The 17,473-nt window shown below is 57.7% G+C and carries 11 protein-coding genes and 3 pseudogenes; 4 read left to right on the top strand and 10 right to left on the bottom strand.

The annotated features are described in order from the left end of the window. Positions 1-33 precede the first annotated feature (33 nt). Positions 34-1,476, bottom strand: a complete 1,443-nt coding sequence (locus B0G76_RS12990; protein WP_120292665.1) for an aldehyde dehydrogenase family protein — start codon at positions 1,474-1,476, stop codon at positions 34-36. A gap of 222 nt (positions 1,477-1,698) precedes the next feature. Between B0G76_RS12990 and B0G76_RS12995 the strand changes: the two genes are divergently transcribed. The 3 genes from B0G76_RS12995 (at position 1,699) to B0G76_RS13005 (ending at position 5,030) form a co-directional block, all read left to right on the top strand. Further along, complete coding sequence (locus B0G76_RS12995) at positions 1,699-2,403, top strand: TetR/AcrR family transcriptional regulator (RefSeq protein ID WP_120292667.1); 705 nt, start codon at positions 1,699-1,701, stop codon at positions 2,401-2,403. Between the two features lie 226 nt (positions 2,404-2,629). After that, a complete protein-coding gene (locus B0G76_RS13000) occupies positions 2,630-4,201 on the top strand; it encodes a hypothetical protein (RefSeq protein WP_120292669.1) in 1,572 nt (523 codons plus the stop codon). Further along, the gene (locus B0G76_RS13005; RefSeq protein ID WP_259460565.1) at positions 4,191-5,030 is read left to right on the top strand and encodes an enoyl-CoA hydratase-related protein; all 840 of its coding nucleotides are present in this window, start codon (positions 4,191-4,193) and stop codon (positions 5,028-5,030) included. Before B0G76_RS13000 ends, B0G76_RS13005 begins: the two co-directional genes overlap by 11 nt. Before the next feature lie 927 nt (positions 5,031-5,957). Here B0G76_RS13005 and B0G76_RS13010 read toward each other — a convergent pair. The 5 genes and pseudogenes from B0G76_RS13010 to B0G76_RS13035 all read right to left on the bottom strand — a co-directional run. Then, a pseudogene (locus B0G76_RS13010) lies at positions 5,958-6,209 on the bottom strand (histidine/lysine/arginine/ornithine ABC transporter ATP-binding protein); the annotation flags it as partial. An 850-nt stretch (positions 6,210-7,059) separates the two neighbouring features. After that, positions 7,060-8,426: pseudogene (locus tag B0G76_RS13020) on the bottom strand (dihydrolipoyl dehydrogenase family protein); the annotation flags it as partial. Between the two features lie 124 nt (positions 8,427-8,550). Further along, on the bottom strand, positions 8,551-9,972 hold the full coding sequence (locus B0G76_RS13025) for an NAD(P)/FAD-dependent oxidoreductase (protein ID WP_120292673.1): 1,422 nt from the start codon (positions 9,970-9,972) through the stop codon (positions 8,551-8,553). Further along, positions 9,972-10,328 carry a (2Fe-2S)-binding protein gene (locus tag B0G76_RS13030; RefSeq protein ID WP_120292675.1) on the bottom strand — a complete coding sequence of 119 codons (357 nt, stop codon included), beginning with the start codon at positions 10,326-10,328 and terminating at the stop codon, positions 9,972-9,974. Before B0G76_RS13030 ends, B0G76_RS13025 begins: the two co-directional genes overlap by 1 nt. Beyond that, positions 10,309-11,451: an FAD-binding oxidoreductase gene (locus tag B0G76_RS13035; protein WP_259460566.1), complete on the bottom strand. Its 1,143-nt coding sequence runs from the start codon at positions 11,449-11,451 to the stop codon at positions 10,309-10,311. The genes B0G76_RS13030 and B0G76_RS13035 overlap by 20 nt, the downstream gene beginning before the upstream one ends. A gap of 594 nt (positions 11,452-12,045) precedes the next feature. Here B0G76_RS13035 and B0G76_RS44795 point away from each other — a divergent pair. After that, positions 12,046-12,246: pseudogene (locus B0G76_RS44795) on the top strand (IS66 family transposase); the annotation flags it as partial. 365 nt (positions 12,247-12,611) lie between these two features. Here B0G76_RS44795 and B0G76_RS13045 read toward each other — a convergent pair. The 4 genes from B0G76_RS13045 to B0G76_RS13060 form a co-directional block, all read right to left on the bottom strand. Next, a complete protein-coding gene (locus tag B0G76_RS13045) occupies positions 12,612-13,544 on the bottom strand; it encodes a LysR substrate-binding domain-containing protein (protein WP_120292676.1) in 933 nt (310 codons plus the stop codon). A 793-nt stretch (positions 13,545-14,337) separates the two neighbouring features. Then, entirely contained in the window at positions 14,338-15,708 is a 1,371-nt protein-coding gene (locus tag B0G76_RS13050; RefSeq protein WP_120292678.1) for an MmgE/PrpD family protein, read from the bottom strand. A gap of 312 nt (positions 15,709-16,020) precedes the next feature. Beyond that, complete coding sequence (locus B0G76_RS13055; RefSeq protein WP_120292680.1) at positions 16,021-16,746, bottom strand: ABC transporter permease; 726 nt, start codon at positions 16,744-16,746, stop codon at positions 16,021-16,023. Continuing rightward, positions 16,746-17,456 (bottom strand): ABC transporter permease, encoded by a 711-nt coding sequence (locus B0G76_RS13060; RefSeq protein ID WP_120296349.1) that lies wholly within the window; start codon positions 17,454-17,456, stop codon positions 16,746-16,748. The genes B0G76_RS13055 and B0G76_RS13060 overlap by 1 nt, the downstream gene beginning before the upstream one ends. Positions 17,457-17,473: the final 17 nt, after the last annotated feature.

A 17,473-nucleotide genomic window follows, 5' to 3' on the forward strand; every position in this document is an offset into this window, starting at 1 on the left:
TGGTGTTCTCCAATTTTTGCGCCGTGGTCTGCTTCACGCCATCGGCAACTTGCGCCGGATGGTCTGCAAGTTGGCGTACTCCGAGAGTCCGTGCAGTGAATTCTCGATGCCCATTCCCGACTGCTTGTGACCGCCGAACGCAACATGCGGTGAAAACGCGTGTGCCTGGTTGATCCAGACGGTCCCTGATTCCAGACGTGCGGCGATCCGTTGTGCGGCCTCGGTGTCGCGACTCCAGACCGACGCGGCAAGGCCGTAAATGGTGCGGTTCGCACGCTCGACGACGTCGTCGACGTCGCGCCATTTCAGTAATGGCAGCACCGGCCCGAATGCTTCCTCGGTTACGCAGCGCGCATCCTCGGGCGGATTGTCGATCAGCGTCACGGGAATGAAATAGCCTGGCTTCTCGTATACATCGCCGCCGAGCAGGAACGTGTGCCCCTGGGACTTCGAGTCGGCAATCAGATCACGCACCTTCTCGTATTGCATCCGGTTTTGCAGCGGCCCGAGTTCGACGCCGGGTTCGAGCCCCAGGCCCATCTTCACGCCCTTCGCATAGGCGACGAGTTCGGCCGTGACGTCGTCGTAAATGGATTCGTGAACGTAGAGTCGCTTGCATGCGACGCAAAATTGCGCGCTATTTGCGAACGATGCCCAAAAAAGATCCTTTGCGATCGCCTTTGGATCGATATCGGGTAACACGATGCCCGGGTCATTCCCGCCCAGTTCCAGCGTCAGCCGCTTCAGGTTGCTCGCAGCGCTTTGCATCACTTTCTTGCCGGTTGCCGTGGAGCCAGTGAACGAGATCTTGCCGATCTGCGGATGCTCGCTGAGCCAGCGACCCAGATCGTCACCTCCCGACACGATGTTCAATACGCCGGGCGGCAACACTTCCTGCGCTAGTTCGCCAAACCAGAGCGTGCACAGCGGCGTATAGGGCGATGGCTTGAGTACCATCGTATTGCCTGCAACCAGCGCGGGCGCAATCTTCCAGATTGCCAGCAGAAGCGGGAAATTCCACGGTGTGATGCCACCGACCACACCGATAGGTGTATGCCGCGTGACGATCTCCTCGTTGCCGTCCGTTTCGAACACCTCGTCATCAAGCCGCTGCTTTGCGATTTCCCGACACCAGTGAACAGATCCGCCAATTTCCCATTCGGCCGCTGTACGACTCTTGCCCTGCTCCGTGCTCAGCAACTGCACGAATGCCTCACAGTTGCGCTCGATAAGATCGCCGAGCCCAGCAACTGCCCGCTGGCGCTCCTCGATCGGCATCGCGCTCCACGCCGGAAAGGCGCGGCGAGCGGCCGAAACGGCCGCTTCGAGGTCGTCTCTCGAACCTAACGGGTAGCGGCAAAATTCCTGTTCAGTGGCGGGGTTGATTACCGCACCAGTTTCTGTAGACGAAATTCGTTTGCCATCGATCGTTATCGCATAGGTCAGTTGCGCAAGCTCTGCAGCGGAAAGCTTCATTTACTCCATCCTCGGTTGAATGCGTAGTCGCTGTGGGGTTCAGCACTCGCGTTCGCTCGACTAATTTAACGCGATTAGTTACACTATCGCATCGGTTCCCGCGCCGGTCAAGAAAGTCTCTGCTAGTGGTTTTCCCGCGCGATCTCCGACGAGCCGGCGCCAGACACAATGGTCCACGGGTCTGCGCTATACTTCCCTGACGCCTTTCGTTGAACATCCAAGTTGAGCAAACGTATCCCTGGAAGCGGCAGCCTGAGTCGCGCAAAGACACCCGAAGACAAGGCACAGGTCAGGCGGGCATTCATCAACGCCGGCCGCCGCCTTCTGGCGCAAGAGCACCCATCCCAAGTTTCGCTTCGACGCATAGCGGCCGAGGCCGGCTATTCGCCGGCGTCCATTTACCAGTACTTCAACGATCACCGGGCGCTCTTCGTAGCCGTTCGTGAAAACGATCTGACTGCTGCTGCCGAGTATTTCGAGAAGGTTGCATCGGGCGCGACGGATCCGATCGAGCGCGTGCGCCAGGTGGCGATACGGTCGGTCGACTATTGGCTCAGCCGCCCCGAACAGTTCGACTTCCTTTTTTCCATGGTGGGAAAAAGTCCTGGCACAGCGGAAGATGGCGACATGCGCTTCGGAGAATCGCCCGTCGTATTGCGCGCACTCAACGTGTATTACCACGCCGTGGACGCGCTATTCGATACGCTCGCGGAGCCACCATTGCCTAATCGGCTTGCGGGGGACACGCTGATCGCCGCAATCTATGGGGTAGTACTCGTGCCTCGCACAACCCCGACGAAGCGTTGGTCCGACACCTACAAGATGGTCGAATTAACCGTCAACGCGATCATCGACAGTTGGCTGGCCAGCGGCGTCCATAACGGTAACGCCGAAGTCAGGAGCCCGGCGAAACGCAAGCCGCGCTAGGCGCCTCCCGCCTTACTCCGGTGCCTATTCCAGCGCGCCACGGAATCCAATCCCCATTCCCGATCAGTTAGCTCTGCCGGAGCGAGCATGCAGCCGCCATGCCCATCTCTGCATTGACAGAAGCGACAGCATTGTGTACTTTTAATTGAACGCGTTTATTAATTGACATCCACTGGTCACATGACAACCAGAAGCGAGCCTTGCAGCCCAGATCTTCAGGAGACAAATGAGCAACGAAACGATACGCTGCCAATCAGCGACGGTGCCAATGCTGGATGAACTTCAGGCTGGCCATTTGCAGCACATCCTCAATCTTGCCGCCAGACTGCCTGACGACTGGTCCGGCATGCAAGGCAAAACCTCGCTACAGGAGGACTTCGGCTCGCTCCGGTTCCAGCTCGCCTACATGTCGTACGCACTGGCGCTGACCCATGTACACCGCCTGCCCGCGGCGCCCGCTGTGTTTCGCCCCGCATTCGATGCACTCGTGCAGAAGATGTTGTCGCCAGACGTCTGGACATATTGGCATTACGTGAGCACCGGCAACGGTCCCTTCAATAGCTCGCTTGGCGAATTGCCGCCGCAATGGGACCCCGTCGCTACCGACAACATCATGTATAGCGCCTATGTGCAATCGATGGCCCTTCTGTATCACTACCTGTTCCGCGACCCAAAATATGCGGCACCGGGCGCGCTGACCTTCTCGGTCAATCCTCTGTTCTGGGCCTCGGGCGGCAAGCATTTCTCTTACGACGAGCGTTCGCTGAATGGACATCTCTACTGGAATATGGTCGAGCGCGGCTACCTTGGCATCGCCTGCGAACCGAACTGCGTGTTTCAGGTGTGTAACCAGATACCCATTCTCGGCTTTCGTCTTCACGACATGGTCTACGGTGGATCGCTGGCGAAAGAAGTGACCGATGGGTATCTGCGAGCCTGGTCCGATTTCGGCGTGCTGGACGGTACGGGTCACTTCAACATGATGATCCAGGAGAAGGAGCGCAGAGTGATCACACCACCGAACGGTGCGCCATGGACCGATTTCTGGACGGCATCGATGATGCACGCGTGGAATCCGGCCTTCGTCGAGGAGCACTATCCACGGCAAATCACGAAGTGGTCGATTGAAGGACCGGACGGCTCGCTGACCATCCGGCCATCGCCACCGCTGTCGCCCAGCAGTGCCGCGGCACCGTCGGCGCGCGACTTCGGATGGGCGGCAGTGTGCGCCTCCGAGGTCGGCGACCACGACACGTTGGGACGTTTGCTTGCCTACGCGGACCACTTCCTTCAGCCCATATGGAGGGACGGCGGGTATTTCTATCCCCGCCGCGACGAAGCGCTCGACGGCGCCGGGCGGCCGATCGCAATGGATCCGCATACCGGCAACGCCTTGCTGTCCTATGCGCGGCTGAATGTTCCCCATGGTCTGCGCAAGCTTTATGACGATCCCTGGACGACCACCGCTCATTTCGATGAGCCGGCGCTCGTCGAAATGAGCCCTGCTCTCGACGTTCGCAGCGCCTGGTTCAACAAAGACGAGTCACTCCTGACACTGAGGCTTGGCCCGCCATCCGGGCTGGCACCTGTGGCTACGCTTTCGATCGGCAATCATTGGAATCGCGGCAACTGGAAGTTCAGTATCAATGGCGTGCTGGTCGCATCCGGCAGTGCGCGTGAGGTGACAAGCCACACAGGCATCAACCTACGTCGAGCAGACGACACCTTGCTCATTGAATTACCGCTAAGCGGATTTCTGACCATCACCATCCAATGGGACAGCACAAGTGACAAATAGCCAATACTCCGAACTGGAGCATTCCACAAGCCCCGCAGTTGCTGCATTGCCTCTCGAGACGATCCTCTACGAAAAGAGAGACGGCATCGCTTATGTGACGCTCAACCGGCCAAAGGCGCTCAACGCTCTCAACAAGCGAGCTCTCGCCGATCTGCGAACGGCGTTCGAGGACGCTCGGGATGATTCCGAGGTGCAGGGTATCATCCTGACCGGCGCGGGCGATAGATCGTTCATCGCTGGCGCGGATATCAGCGAGTTCGTCGATATCTCCACAATAGAGGCGGAACAGTCGTCCCGGAACGGACAAGGCGTTCTAGATCTCATCGAGACACTTGGCAAGCCGGTCATTGCAGCCGTCAACGGGCTAGCTCTCGGCGGCGGTTGCGAAACGGCAATGGCATGCACGATCCGGCTGGCGACAGAGAACGCGAAGTTTGGCCAACCCGAAGTCAAGTTGGGACTCATTCCCGGCTTTGGAGGAACACAACGCCTTCCACGGTTGGTCGGAAAGGGCCTGGCCCTGCAACTGATCCTCACAGGCGCCATGATCGACGCGCAAGAGGCCTATCGGATCGGGTTAGTCAACGAGATCGTTTCCAGTGCGAATCTCATCTCCCGTGCCGAAGCGATCCTTAGGCAGATCGCGGCTAATGCGCCGATCGCCATCAAATTCGCCATCGAGGCAGTGAACTCCGGAATGAACGCGAGCCAATCGGAAGGCTTGCGCATTGAGAGTTCATTGTTCGCGATATGCGCTGCGACCGAAGACAAGACGGAAGGAACCTTGGCCTTCCTGGAGAAGCGCTCGCCCAGGTTCCAAGGGAAATGACATCAACTCAGGGCCCGATGCCTTGCGCTATCGTCCGCGACGGCCGATGATCCGACGCTTGCGTGTTTTTTCGAACTGCGGCTGTACGCAGTGCAGTCGCGACGTTCAGCACGCCAATAGTGGCGTTGGAGGGCCATTCCAGCGTGGAAATGCCGAAGAACCGCCGCCCCCCACGATCGCTCTATACGCACGGCGGTCCACGCCAACACAGGCAGCGTCCGACGCCGCGGTTGACCTGATTGCGATATCCGGTTCCTCTCCGGGTGGTTTCAATCGACGCATCAACGAGACGCATCGATTCGCCGCAAAACAGCGGTCCGTAGGCGGCACTACGTCCCTACCTTACGTCGACCCAGCGTTGCATTTGCGCGACAAACGCCAGGTTTTAGAGCAAAGCGCAACTGAGTACGTTGACGAGTACACAATCAAGATAAACCCGAGTAAATATCATTAAAAATCAATTGCCTACAAAGAAAACGTGAGTCCTCTCCTGGACACGATAAAAATAGTTCCAGATCAGTTTGCTGGATGATGTTCGCGATCAAGCTCGCTCTTGCGGGCTTTTTTGCTTCTCGGGCGCCTGAAACGTGCTCGCGTTCCGCGATAAGCCGACGTCGAATGAGTACGTTTTTGAGTACATGAAAGTTCGAGTTCGTGGAAATGTACTGGCAGCACACGTCGCCTCTCTGCCGAGGGGTGTGCACCGCGCGCAGAGCCCCAGGTGCGCGCTCCATTACTACGCCGCTTAAGCCACAAACCATGGTCGTGAAAGACCGCTGACGAGTTGCTAGCCGAAGCGATCGCAGCAACTCACTGGATACCACTACTGCATCCAACCTCTTTTCTTCCCCTCGATTACGCCCCACGAGGTGCAATACGGAGGGGGCCGAGACGCGTTCGCAAGGCATGATGCGCAGCCTGCGGAGCTTACTTCAGGCTGCCCGACGGGAATTGCTTCAGGCGCTCAGTCCGCGTATTACCGAAAACCTCCGCCGGCGCCCCCTCTTCTTCGACGCGCCCCTGATGCAAGAACAGCACGTGGTTCGATACGTTTCGCACGAAGCCCATTTCGTGCGTGACGACAATCATCGTGCGGCCTTCTCCAGCCAATCTCTGCATGACCTTCAGCACTTCGCCGACGAGCTCCGGGTCGAGTGCCGACGTCGGCTCGTCGAACAGCGTGCGCGCCAAGTACCTTGACTATCCGGTGCTCGATGATGGCCCCGCAAAACTGCTTCGATGCGTCGTCCGTGCAGGACAGGTCGAAGATAAAAACGATATGCGCACCCGTTGTTGCAACGGCAGCCCTCCTTGATCGTGAGAGCGCCCGGGCCCGCTCATAGACGGCATGCCGCACGCCAAGTGCAGTCGTCTCTCCATACACCTGCTCGATCTCGCGCAGATTTGCGATCGTTGCGACGACGCAGAGCTCCCCGACCCATCCGGCAGGCTCCGCTTGCGCGTCGGTTCGAGTGGACATCGACCACAGGTAAGACCGTGGACGATCTTCCGTCTGTCGCTGATCATCGAAACTCTCCTTGCACGCTTCGCAAACTATCACCGGCCCCCCGCCCGGCAGGCCGGCTCGACGCGGCTCTGAGCAGCTCGTGAGCAGGATCTTTGGATGCCACAATCACCTCGGTATACTAAAGGTCCACACGTACTTTTCGCTGCACGCCTCGGGCATACGAAACTTCAGCGATGCGCATGGCAGGCCTCTCAGGATCGGGTGGAAAAACGCGCCATTTTCCGTCCCGATGACGAAAAAAGAACATCGCCTTCGACCCGCTTCCATTGTCTGCGACGACGCACACATATCGCCCCCTGCTGGATCGTCCGTAGTGGCTGACCCGAAACCCTCTCTTCGGGTCGGGCGCCAACCAGTCCTGCACCATACTTCTCAGCGACGTTCCCCCAATCGCCATAGTCTTCCTCATTCCGTGAAGGTTACGGTTCCGCGATCCTGACGAGCGAAGGTAGTGACTGGCTCGCGGCAACACGCGTTCGGCAGCCCCACCCAGACCTCGATTTACTTCCGACTTGCCCTTTTCCGCTTCGACGGCAAATCGGTACAAACGCCTTCGTACAGCTCGGCCGCCATGCCGATCGATTCGCCGAGCGTCGGGTGCGGATGGATCGTCTTGCCGATGTCCTCCGCGTCCGCGTCCATCCCGACCGCGAGGCGCACTTCGCTGAAAAGCTCGCCCGCATTCAGGCCCACGATGCCGCCGCCGATCACGCGATGGGTTTCCTCGTCGAGGATCAGCTTCGTGAAACCCTCGTCGCGGCCGTTCGAGATCGCGCGGCCCGATGCCGCCCACGGGAACACGGCCTTGGCGTACTTCATGCCTTCGGCCTTGCACTGCTCTTCGGTCTTGCCGGCCCACGCGACTTCCGGATCGGTGTAGGCCACCGACGGGATCTGGAGTGCGTCGAAGTAGGCCTTCTCACCGTGCGTCGCCTCCGCAGCGACGCGACGCTCGTGCACAGTCTTGTGCGCGAGCACCGGCTGGCCGACGATGTCGCCGATCGCGAAGATGTGCGGGACGTTCGTGCGCATCTGCCTGTCGACCTCGATGAAGCCGCGATTCGTGACGGCGACGCCGGCCTTTTCTGCGCCGATCTTCTTGCCGTTCGGGCTGCGCCCGACGGCGACCAGCACGAGGTCGTAGCGCTGCGGCTCTGTCGGCGCCTTCTCGCCCTCGAACTTCACGTAGATGCCGTCCGCCTTCGCTTCCACGCCGCCCCCCTTGGTCTACAGCATCACGTTGCCGAAGCGTTTCGCGTTGTACTTCTCCCAGACCTCGACGAGGTCCGCGCCGTTCATCAGGTTGTCGAGCATTTCGACCACGTCGATCTCGGCGCCGAGCGTCGTATAGACGGTGGCCATTTCTAGGCCGATGATGCCGCCGATTACGAGCATCCGCTTCGGCTGTTGGCGCAGCTCGAGCGCGCCAGTCGGATCGACGATGCGCGGGTCTTCCCGCAGGAACGGCAGCTTCACCGACTGCGAGCCGGCCGCGATGATCGCCTGCTTGAAGCGGGCGACCTTCTTGCCGCCCTCGCCCTGCACTTCCATGTGATACGGATCGACGAACGCACCGACGCCCGTCACGACTTCGACCTTGCGCGCCTTCGCCTGCCGGCGAGGCCGGGCTTCAGCTTCCTGACGACGCCGGACTTGAAGTCACGCAGCTTGTAGAGATTGATCTCGAGCTTGCGAAACGAGATGCCGTGCGACGCGAGCGCTTCCGCTTCCTCGACGAGGAGCGCCGTGTGCAGCGACGCCTTCGACAGAATACAAACAACGTTCAGGCACTTGCAGCCCAACGCCGAATACCGTTCGCCGAGCGCTATCTTCATGCCGGGATCGGCGGCGCAGAATGCGACCGAGTAGGCTACTCAGAAAGGGGGAAATCCGATTAGTCTCGCGACATGCTCCACTTTTCCGGGACCTGAAACGTCTGCACCATACTCTCTCATTGCCATGTCGTGAGCTCCGAGGCATGCCTACACGCCCTCATGACGACTCTTCAAATGCACTGAGCTCCGCGAGCGTTATCGGCTTTAGTGGCGGCCGCACGCGTTGGAAACCAACCGCAGCAACAGAGCGACATTGTGCAGACGCAAGCAAATTAGCAACGGTGTAGCCGCATTGACGACCCTGACACGGGCCCATACCCGCGCGCGTGAACGCCTTTAGCTGGTTCGGCCCCGGCTGGCCGAGTTCCGCAGCCAGCCGCACATCGCCAGCCGTTACCTCTTCACAGCGACAGACAATCGTCTCATCGGGCGGCGTGAAAATCTCCGTACGCGGCCGATAGATCGAATCAAGCAGAGGCCGCATCGCCAGCTCATGTGCGAGCCGCCGACGCAGCGGCGCTGCAAGCTCGCTTGCGCGCCCGGCTGAGAGTACGCCCGAGGAAAGCGCGACGCCTATAGCAGCAAGTTCACCGCGTGTGCACGCAGCTTTTGCGCCGCCGATTCCAGCGCCGTCGCCTGCGACAAAGAGACCAGTCATGCTGGTTTCACCCCATGTATCGACTTCGGGCTCAAAGCAAAGTTGTGCTTCGTTCCATCGATGGCTGCATCCCATCGCCTGAGTGAAGTGGATAGACGGCACCACGCCTTCATGAACCAGAAGAATGTCGGCAGCCACATCGCCCGACAACCCATTCTCGGTGCGATAGACAATCTGTTCAAGACGGCCGATACCCAAAGCGCGAAGGCTACTGACGTTTCGAACAATGGGGAACCCCTTCCCGCGCAGTCTTGCCGACCACAGTAGCCCTTTAAGGAGATCATGCCAGCCGTCAACTGCGCCACGTAGAGTCGGAATGCCCCGACGCAGGGCGCCGCGGGGAGTCGTGTCAAGCCAACCTGCAATCCTACCGCCGGCGTCGAGCAGCTGCGTCATGTAAAGCAGTGGCAATGGCCCACTACCGGCTATCCAGACGGGTTGATCGGGTATCTGGTGAGCGTTTTTATGCAGAATCTGCGCGGCGCCGACTGTCATCACACCCGGAAGCGTCCAACCTGGGAAAGGCATGGGCCGTTCCTGTGCGCCCGTCGCTAGCAACACATGGCGAGCGCGAATACTTTCAGCTCCATCCGCGCGGCTCAAAAAGACGATCGATTCCATGGAACCGGCCGGTTTTCCTAGGCCAGACGTTCGCTCGATCTGCCATACACGCGTCTCCGGCAGGTAGTGCGCACCGCATTCGCGAAAGTTCTGCACCACCGCCGCGCCTGCGCTGTACGCAGCGCCTAACCCTTGATGAACACCTCGCCGGACGCTTTCTTCGACGGCGCGCCATATCTGACCGCCCGGTGCAGGCTGTTCGTCCACGAGGATCGTGGTCATTCCAAGACGAGCAGAACGTATTGCGGCACTCATGCCGGCAGGTCCTGCACCTACAATCAGAATATCGAACCTTCGCATCACAAATGCACCTCGCCACCAGGAAGATCGCCACTACCGTCGTCTGACTCAGCGACCGCCACACTGAGATTGCGGCGACCGTGTTGGCGTTGGATGCGCATCCCGTCGCGCACGATCGTCAGACAGGTCTGCGTGGACGCTACACCATCGACGACAGCAAGGCATTCGAAGCACACACCCATCATGCAAAAAGGTCCGCGTGGACTGCCGCTTCGCGGCGTGGTGCGAGCGACGGGGTTGTCCTCGCGCACGAGGACTGCCGCCACGGATTCGCCTCGCTCGGCAGTCACACGCCTGCCGTCGATCGATACCATGACCACGGCGTCCTCGGCGGGACTAGATAACTTGCGAAACATCAAAGCGCCTATGATGGAAGAACTCGAAGTTTTCTGGCAGTACGTTGCGCGCGAGAGCATCCGCAACTGGTCCAGCATGAACCGCCGCGAGGGTGATGCCGGAATGACAGAGCGCGATCCAAGCACCAGGATACGTTGAAGATTGTGCGTACACAGGATGCTCGTCCGGGGTGATGATGCGCAGACATGCCCAATGCCTGACAAGGCGAGCCATAGCAAGGTCCGGTAAAATCCGTAGGGCGCGCTTTGCCATCCTGGCAGCGGTGAAGGTAGTGGTACCGAGATCCATACCGACTTCCTCATGACTTACGCCTATCATTACTGTACCGTCGCGAGTCTGGCGAATGCCGCTAGCGGGGAGGCGCAGAATTGGGTCGAGCCGTTCAGTTACCAGCAACTGGCCACGCTGGGGACGCAACGGTACGTCGAGCGCCACCATTGCCCCCAGGGCTGTGGAACCAAGCCCGGCCGCAATGATCAACTGTCCCGTTTCGAAACAACGCGGACCTGTCGGGGTTTGCACATGAACACGAAAACTACCGTCATGACATGGCTCAATCTTCGACACCGTGTGATTGCCAGCTAGAGTGCCGCCGCGTAACCCAATGGCTTGCTGCAGCGCCCGCAACAGATTAAGCGGATTGCAATGGCCATCGCCAACGCCAATTCCAGCCCCCACCACTTCCCGCCCGAGCCGTGTACCTGGCAGCAGCTTTTCTAGTACAGAACGATCGATCATGCGCGAACACGGGTCGATTTTCTGGCTTTGCGCATTCCAGCTCGCGAGGAATTCGGCTTCCTCTTCAAAATCCGCTTCGCTTAGGCAAAAGCGCAAGCATCCATCGTTTTCATACTCGACATCAGTGCCAGTTTCATCGTGCAGCGCTGTTGCGAAAACGGACCAAAGTGCGACGCTCTCGCGTGACAGCTGCTGGTAGCGGGGCGCGCCATATCCCTTCCCGTACGCGCCGACAAGACCGAAATTCGCTTTCGACGCGCGCGGGTCGCAATCACCCCCGTCGAGCACAAGCGCACGCCTCCCTCGCCCCAGCATCCCGTGCGCCAATGCGCAGCCGACAACACCGCCGCCGACTATGACGACGTCATGGTTTTCGCGTATCAAGCCCGCCTCTTTTCCTGAATGATTTGGTTAACTCTATGATCGTCGCCGCAAGGCGTCAAAGTCGAATTTGAAGTACAAGGTATTCCCAGTGGTTATGTTCAAACGCGCACACCGCCGGTAGGCGACAGATCTCCACGAAAAGCCGTGATCGATTTATCGAGCAACGCCCGCCCATCGGATTTTTCGACGAGGTGGTAGCCATCGCTGAGGGCACGGGCCGACTCTCAGGCAAACAAACCAGCGTGGACGACACGCTAAACCATGCGTGCCTATGGCATACGAGAATAGAGTGCGACGATGGCTTCCATCATGACAACAACTCGGCAGCACGGGCGCTCGCAAAAGCCCCAAGCTCAGCAACGAGACCCCCATGCCATGACTGGTCCCAATGCACAACTTCATTGCCACGGCGATACGGTCAATGCGCTGTGTTACGCGGCCGTGGCTGACCGAGAATTGATACCGCCTATCGTCAACGAGCACGTGACGTGCGCTGACCGGCGATTCGAACACAAAGCGGCCAACGTGCCGCCGACGCGAAAATCCGACACGAGTTGGGCGATCCTCCATACATTAAACTGATGGAAAGCGCTCACGTTTTATTGCGACGACGGACAACTCAAATTCGACAATCTGCCGGTCGAACGTGCATTGCGCTGCGTTGCAATCAGGCCCCGCGACTACCTGCTCAGCGGCACTGATTCAGCGGCCAACGACTATCTGCTGCGGCGTTCGGCCGCGGTCAAGAAAATATGCTTCAGTCTGAGTTGCGCCATCTCGCAGAAAAAAGGGTAACTTGATCAAGCAGGGCTTCGGCTGGGGGAGCATCGCGGGGGCATTCGCGAGGCGACAGTGTGCACGTTGAAGAAGGTAGACAGGATGTTCGCGCTCAACGTAGCCCCTACGATCTCGTGTTCATGCGATCCAAGACACAGGTCAGCATATAGTAGCGACCAATGACAACTATAATAAAGCTGACCCAGAATCCGGGCCGTTCGCTTTAAACTGGAAGTTTCCGGCGAGGACAACAGACGATCCTGAGCGCTAAAAGAAAAGTCGAACGGGCACTGAACGTTGCAATTGTCCAATGCAAAAAACCGCAGCGAGATCCGAAAACGGCGAAAGGCGGATCCGTTAAGATGACCCATCTCAGCGTTCTGCTAGGATTGCTTTGCGGCCGACTCGCCAAATATCTCCGCCCACGCCTCTTCTGCAATCTTTTTGGCGCATCGTTCATATTCCTGCACAAGCTCGATGTTTTTCGCCGACCTCGCATGACAGAAATGAAAATACTCAGGAATATCGGGCTTGAATCGCCTTATATCTAAACGACCTTGCATGTCGATGACAGATAGCGGGTGTACCAATGAAATCCCGAGTCCGGCCGAGACGAATTCACACAGAGTCGGCGTGGTCTCGCTTTCCAGCACGACGTTGAGATCGACCCCGTAAGAGTGGATAGCGTCATTGAAAGCATTGGTCGTCCGGTTATCAGCCGCATATCCGATGAAAGGGATTCCCTCGACGTGCTCCGGGCTGACGAATTCGCGTCTGCTCAGGGGGTGCCCTTTCGGCATGATGCAAACTAACGGGCTCTCCATAATAGGAGTCACCACCGAATTTGGGCTACTCATCAAGCTCGTTGTGAATCCAACATCCATCTGACGCGTGGCGACGCGGTCCGACACAATGTTGGACGCTCGCATATGGATCGTCGGACGAACGTCTGGACACCGAGAGAGGAACATCATCGTCGCTCGCCTGATGAATGATCCGGATAATTCCGGAAGCACTCCGATAGCAAAGTGACTCATCTCCTTCCGCTGGATGATGGCGATCGCCTCTTCAATCTGTCTCAGGCCCGCAAACACTCGATCGACCTCGCCATACAAGCGCATGCCTTGCGCCGTCGCAGCAAGTCGGCCTTTGACTCGTTCGAACAATTCAAGACCGGTCTCCTCCTCAAGGTGGACTAGCAGCTTGCTCACGGCAGGTTGGGTCACGTGAAGAACCTCGGCTGCTCGACTCACCGTGCCTTGCTCGATGAGAGCTTTAAATGCCTCTATCTGCCGTAGTTGAAGTTGTCTTTTCATATGCCGCCGCTTTTAAAATCTCATTCCTGCTTTAGTAGGTCGCTGGCGAAACAGCGTACTGGCACCCGCCGTTGCACCCACGTCGCCACTGTACACGACGTCGCAGCTTGGAAAACGCCAGTTCTCACCCATATACGCGAGGATTATGGGGCCGACCCTCGCCAACAAAGTCGAAGTTGCATCGGCCGCTTTGCAGGAGGTCAACAGGGCTCGCGCTCATGACATCGGGCGCGAAACATTCCCTGAAAGGACACGTCCAGCGGTAGCATCGATTAAAGCCCGGATCCGCCCTTTTGAAGCTCTGAAGAATGCTTGCTCTGACGGTCGCGGCGTCCCCCCCGAATGGTTGAGCGTCCTTGCTCGCAGTCACTTCCATATGCGACCCATTTTCAGCTCGTTGGATGCCGGGTAAAGCGCATGAGTCGAACGCGCCAAAGAAGGCGTTAGAACAGCAGTTCCGGACATTGTCCAGCCGAAGATCGTCGCCATCGACCGGGACCGGGGATACAAGGTTTCGCAGCCGAAGGCACGGATATCCGACATCCGGTTCGGGCGGGCATCAGCGGCGCCTGGCGCGGAATTACCCTGCGCCTTCGCGCCGACCATCTGTACGCAGGCAAGCCTCAGCGACAGAGCCCACGGCCACGTCGGACAATGCAACTCCCGAGCTGTATGCGCGGTAACGGTAGCCACAGCTTGCGGACGACCCTCCACAAGCTGAGACTATCTATTCGTTTCCTTACATCGACGATCCGTGACTTTCCGAACTACGCGGGCTACGCGAATACCGTTCTTAAACGAACTGGATCTCCGACAAGCTTTCCGTCAAACCACACATGTCGCCTCGTCTGGCGTCCAAAATGGCCCTGACCACAATGTTCTGCTGCTCGGGAGTGGCAACGAAACGCGTGGCCTGTCGAAACTTGTCCTCAAGTTTATCCCACGGAAGACCGTTATCCTTCGGGAAGGTTACAGGTGAAACAAAGCGCTGATCCTCGCATGTGACCGTGACACGGGCCGGCAGCATGCCGCTTTCCGTATAGATCTTGTCCAGCTCCGGACTTAGCGAAAGTTCCACCTTGTGTGAAAGCGCAGTGACAGAGGGATTGTTTAGGACATCGCCAGTCAGTGGCAACAGAGCCTCGTGACCGTAGTGCGCGACCAACGCGAGACAGTAGGGATGACTATACTGAATATCCATTATATCTCGAGGTTCTTTCCGGTTCGAAATGCGTAAGGCCGGCCCGTATGTTTCGACCTCAATCCTGTCGATATTTCGGCCCACTAACCGATGTTCTTTGATCAGCTCGATTAATGCATCAAGCGCACCGTGCAGATGCCTGCAACAGCAATATGGCTTAAAGCCCGTCGTGCGAATGTACTGGTAGGAACCGAGGTCTAGATCGTCCGCGAAATTGTAGTAACGCGTTGCGTCCAAGATATTGCGGGCGCCGTGGAATCCGTTCTGCGCTGACGCAAGCGACTCCAGGCCGGTCACAACAGCCCACGTGATGCCCTCCTTGACATGGTTTGGCTCGGGATGCGGTTTTCGGGGAGCGGGAGCGCTCGCCAACGACTGATTGGGTGCACTTTCCCCAGCAATCGCCAAAGCGTGTTCAATCACCTCGCGGGAGGACCGGCGAAGCGCCGCAGCCGTCGCGACGACCGCATAAGGCGCCCACGTACCACTACTTCCGTAGGCGCGCGCAGCGCTAATCGCTGTACCAACTTCATAACCGATGACAATCGCATTTAATAGCTCTCCAAAGGTAGCTTTCGTCTCTTTGGCAACGGCGATGGCTGTTGGAATAACAGCAGCTCCAGGATGGCCCCGAGATGCCGGCGTGTCATCGTCGAGGTCTAGCGCAGAACCAGCGGCACTGTTTGCCCAAGCAGCTCCAATGACGGAACTGGTCTCTCCCGTGAACCAGATAGGAATGTCGCCAGGAGGTCGCGTTTCGTGAGCCGTCTTTCGGATCGCAAGGGCCCCCGCCTGCCCAACTCCAGCGCCAACAGCACTGAGCAGATCCAGGATACATTTGAGCGCAAACTCCAGCGACTCTTCTGGAGCTCGATTTTCCCGCGCCTCCACGATATAAGCGGAGAATTTTTGAACAATCCCGCCTTGAGGATAACGCTCGTCGTCGATTACATTACTCGTCATGGTGCCTCGATAACATCAATTGAACACTTTCGAACTTGATAGTTGGCTGCAAGTGACACGTTAATTCGCAATACCGCGATGTCCTCTCACGATCCAGTTTTGCTGTCGGCATGCCGTAGTCAACGCAGCCAGAGACTCTTCAAACACCAAGCCGTCGGCCATGAGAAAAAAACAGTGCGCAAGGGCCAATTACCCTTGTGTACCCGGACCGAGCCGCCCATAACGGGACAATGTCGGTTCGTGCCGTCAGGCCACTTGTACGTCGTCGAACTGTTGATGCGTTCATGGGCGACAGACACCGTGCCGAAATGCTTAATGCATGGCCGCTGCAGCAGAAGATCCGAACGTGCGGCGATCGCGTTTCTTCGGACTAATCCGCCTTTCGATCATGAATATGACTCTGCTGATAAGAAAGTTCATGCTGAGATATATGAAGCCGGCTATGAGAAAGACCTCTACGGGGCGGTAGCTGTTAGAGATGATTTGCTTAGCCACTCCTGTCACTTCGACTATGGTGATTGTTGACGCAAGTGACGTTGACTTGATCATAATCATAAGTTCGCTTCCATAAGCTGGGAGTGCTTGCCGCATTGCAATCGGGAAGACAATTCTGCGGAATAAAAGAACGCTCGACATGCCAATTGACCGCGCCGCTTCAATTTGTCCCCATGGTACTGACTGAACACCACCGCGAATGATTTCGCTGGTGTAGGCCGCAGTGTTCAGCGACAGAGCCAAAATCGCACAAAACCACGCATCGCGAAATAGCGCCCACAGGCCGAGGTGTTCCAAGACAATTCTAAACTGCCCCGATCCATAATAAATCAGGAACATTTGCACCAGAAGCGGCGTGGACCGCACCACATATACGTAACCATAACCGAGAGAAGCCAAAAGTCTACTGTTCGAAAGCCGAGCCAATGCAACTGGGACCGCAAGCAGGAAACCAACAAAAAGCGACACGGAAGCCAATGCAACGGTCGCAGGAACCGCCGCAAGAAGCTTTGGAAACGACTCATATATCAGCTGAAAATCCATCACCGACTCCTTACGCCGCGGTTAGCCCACTTCTCTGCTCTCAGAAATCCCTGGTTAGAAATCGAAGAAAGCAAAAGGAAAATCACGAAGGCGGCCAGATAAAACGTGAACGGTTCTTTGAAAGATCCAGCTCCGATGGCAGCTGTGCGCATGATTTCAACCAACCCAACAACGGAAATGAGCGAGGTATCCTTTAACGCCAGTTGCCAGACATTCCCCAGACCGGGCAACGCGAATCTCGCCGCCTGTGGAATAAGAATCCGACGAAGTAGCACTGCCCGCTCCATTCCCATTGCCACTGCCGCTTCAATTTGTCCTGTTGGAATGGCTATGACCGCCGCCCGTATGACCTCTGTCGCATAGGCTCCGGCACTGATGCCGATGCAGAGCACACCGACTGCGAACACCGGCAGTTCTATATAACCTTCGAATCCGAAAACAGCGTTCGCGACATACCGGAGCAACGTACCCCCACCAAAGAACACCAGAAAAATTATCAGCAGCTCGGGAATTCCGCGTACGACCGTCGTATACACGTCAGCTAGAAAACGCAGCAAACTGAAGCGAGAGAGTTTTGCCGCGGCAAAAACCGATCCGAGCAAAATGCCGACGAGAAATGAACACGCCGCGACGGCAACCGTCATAACGGTGCCACGCGCAAATTCATCAACCCACGCTGTGCTTCCCCATGCAAGCACTGAAATATCCATTTTCATTCCCCATCAAA

Origin of the sequence: Paraburkholderia sp. BL23I1N1 (genome assembly GCF_003610295.1) — a bacterium.
In the GTDB taxonomy this organism is placed as follows: Bacteria; Pseudomonadota; Gammaproteobacteria; order Burkholderiales; family Burkholderiaceae; genus Paraburkholderia.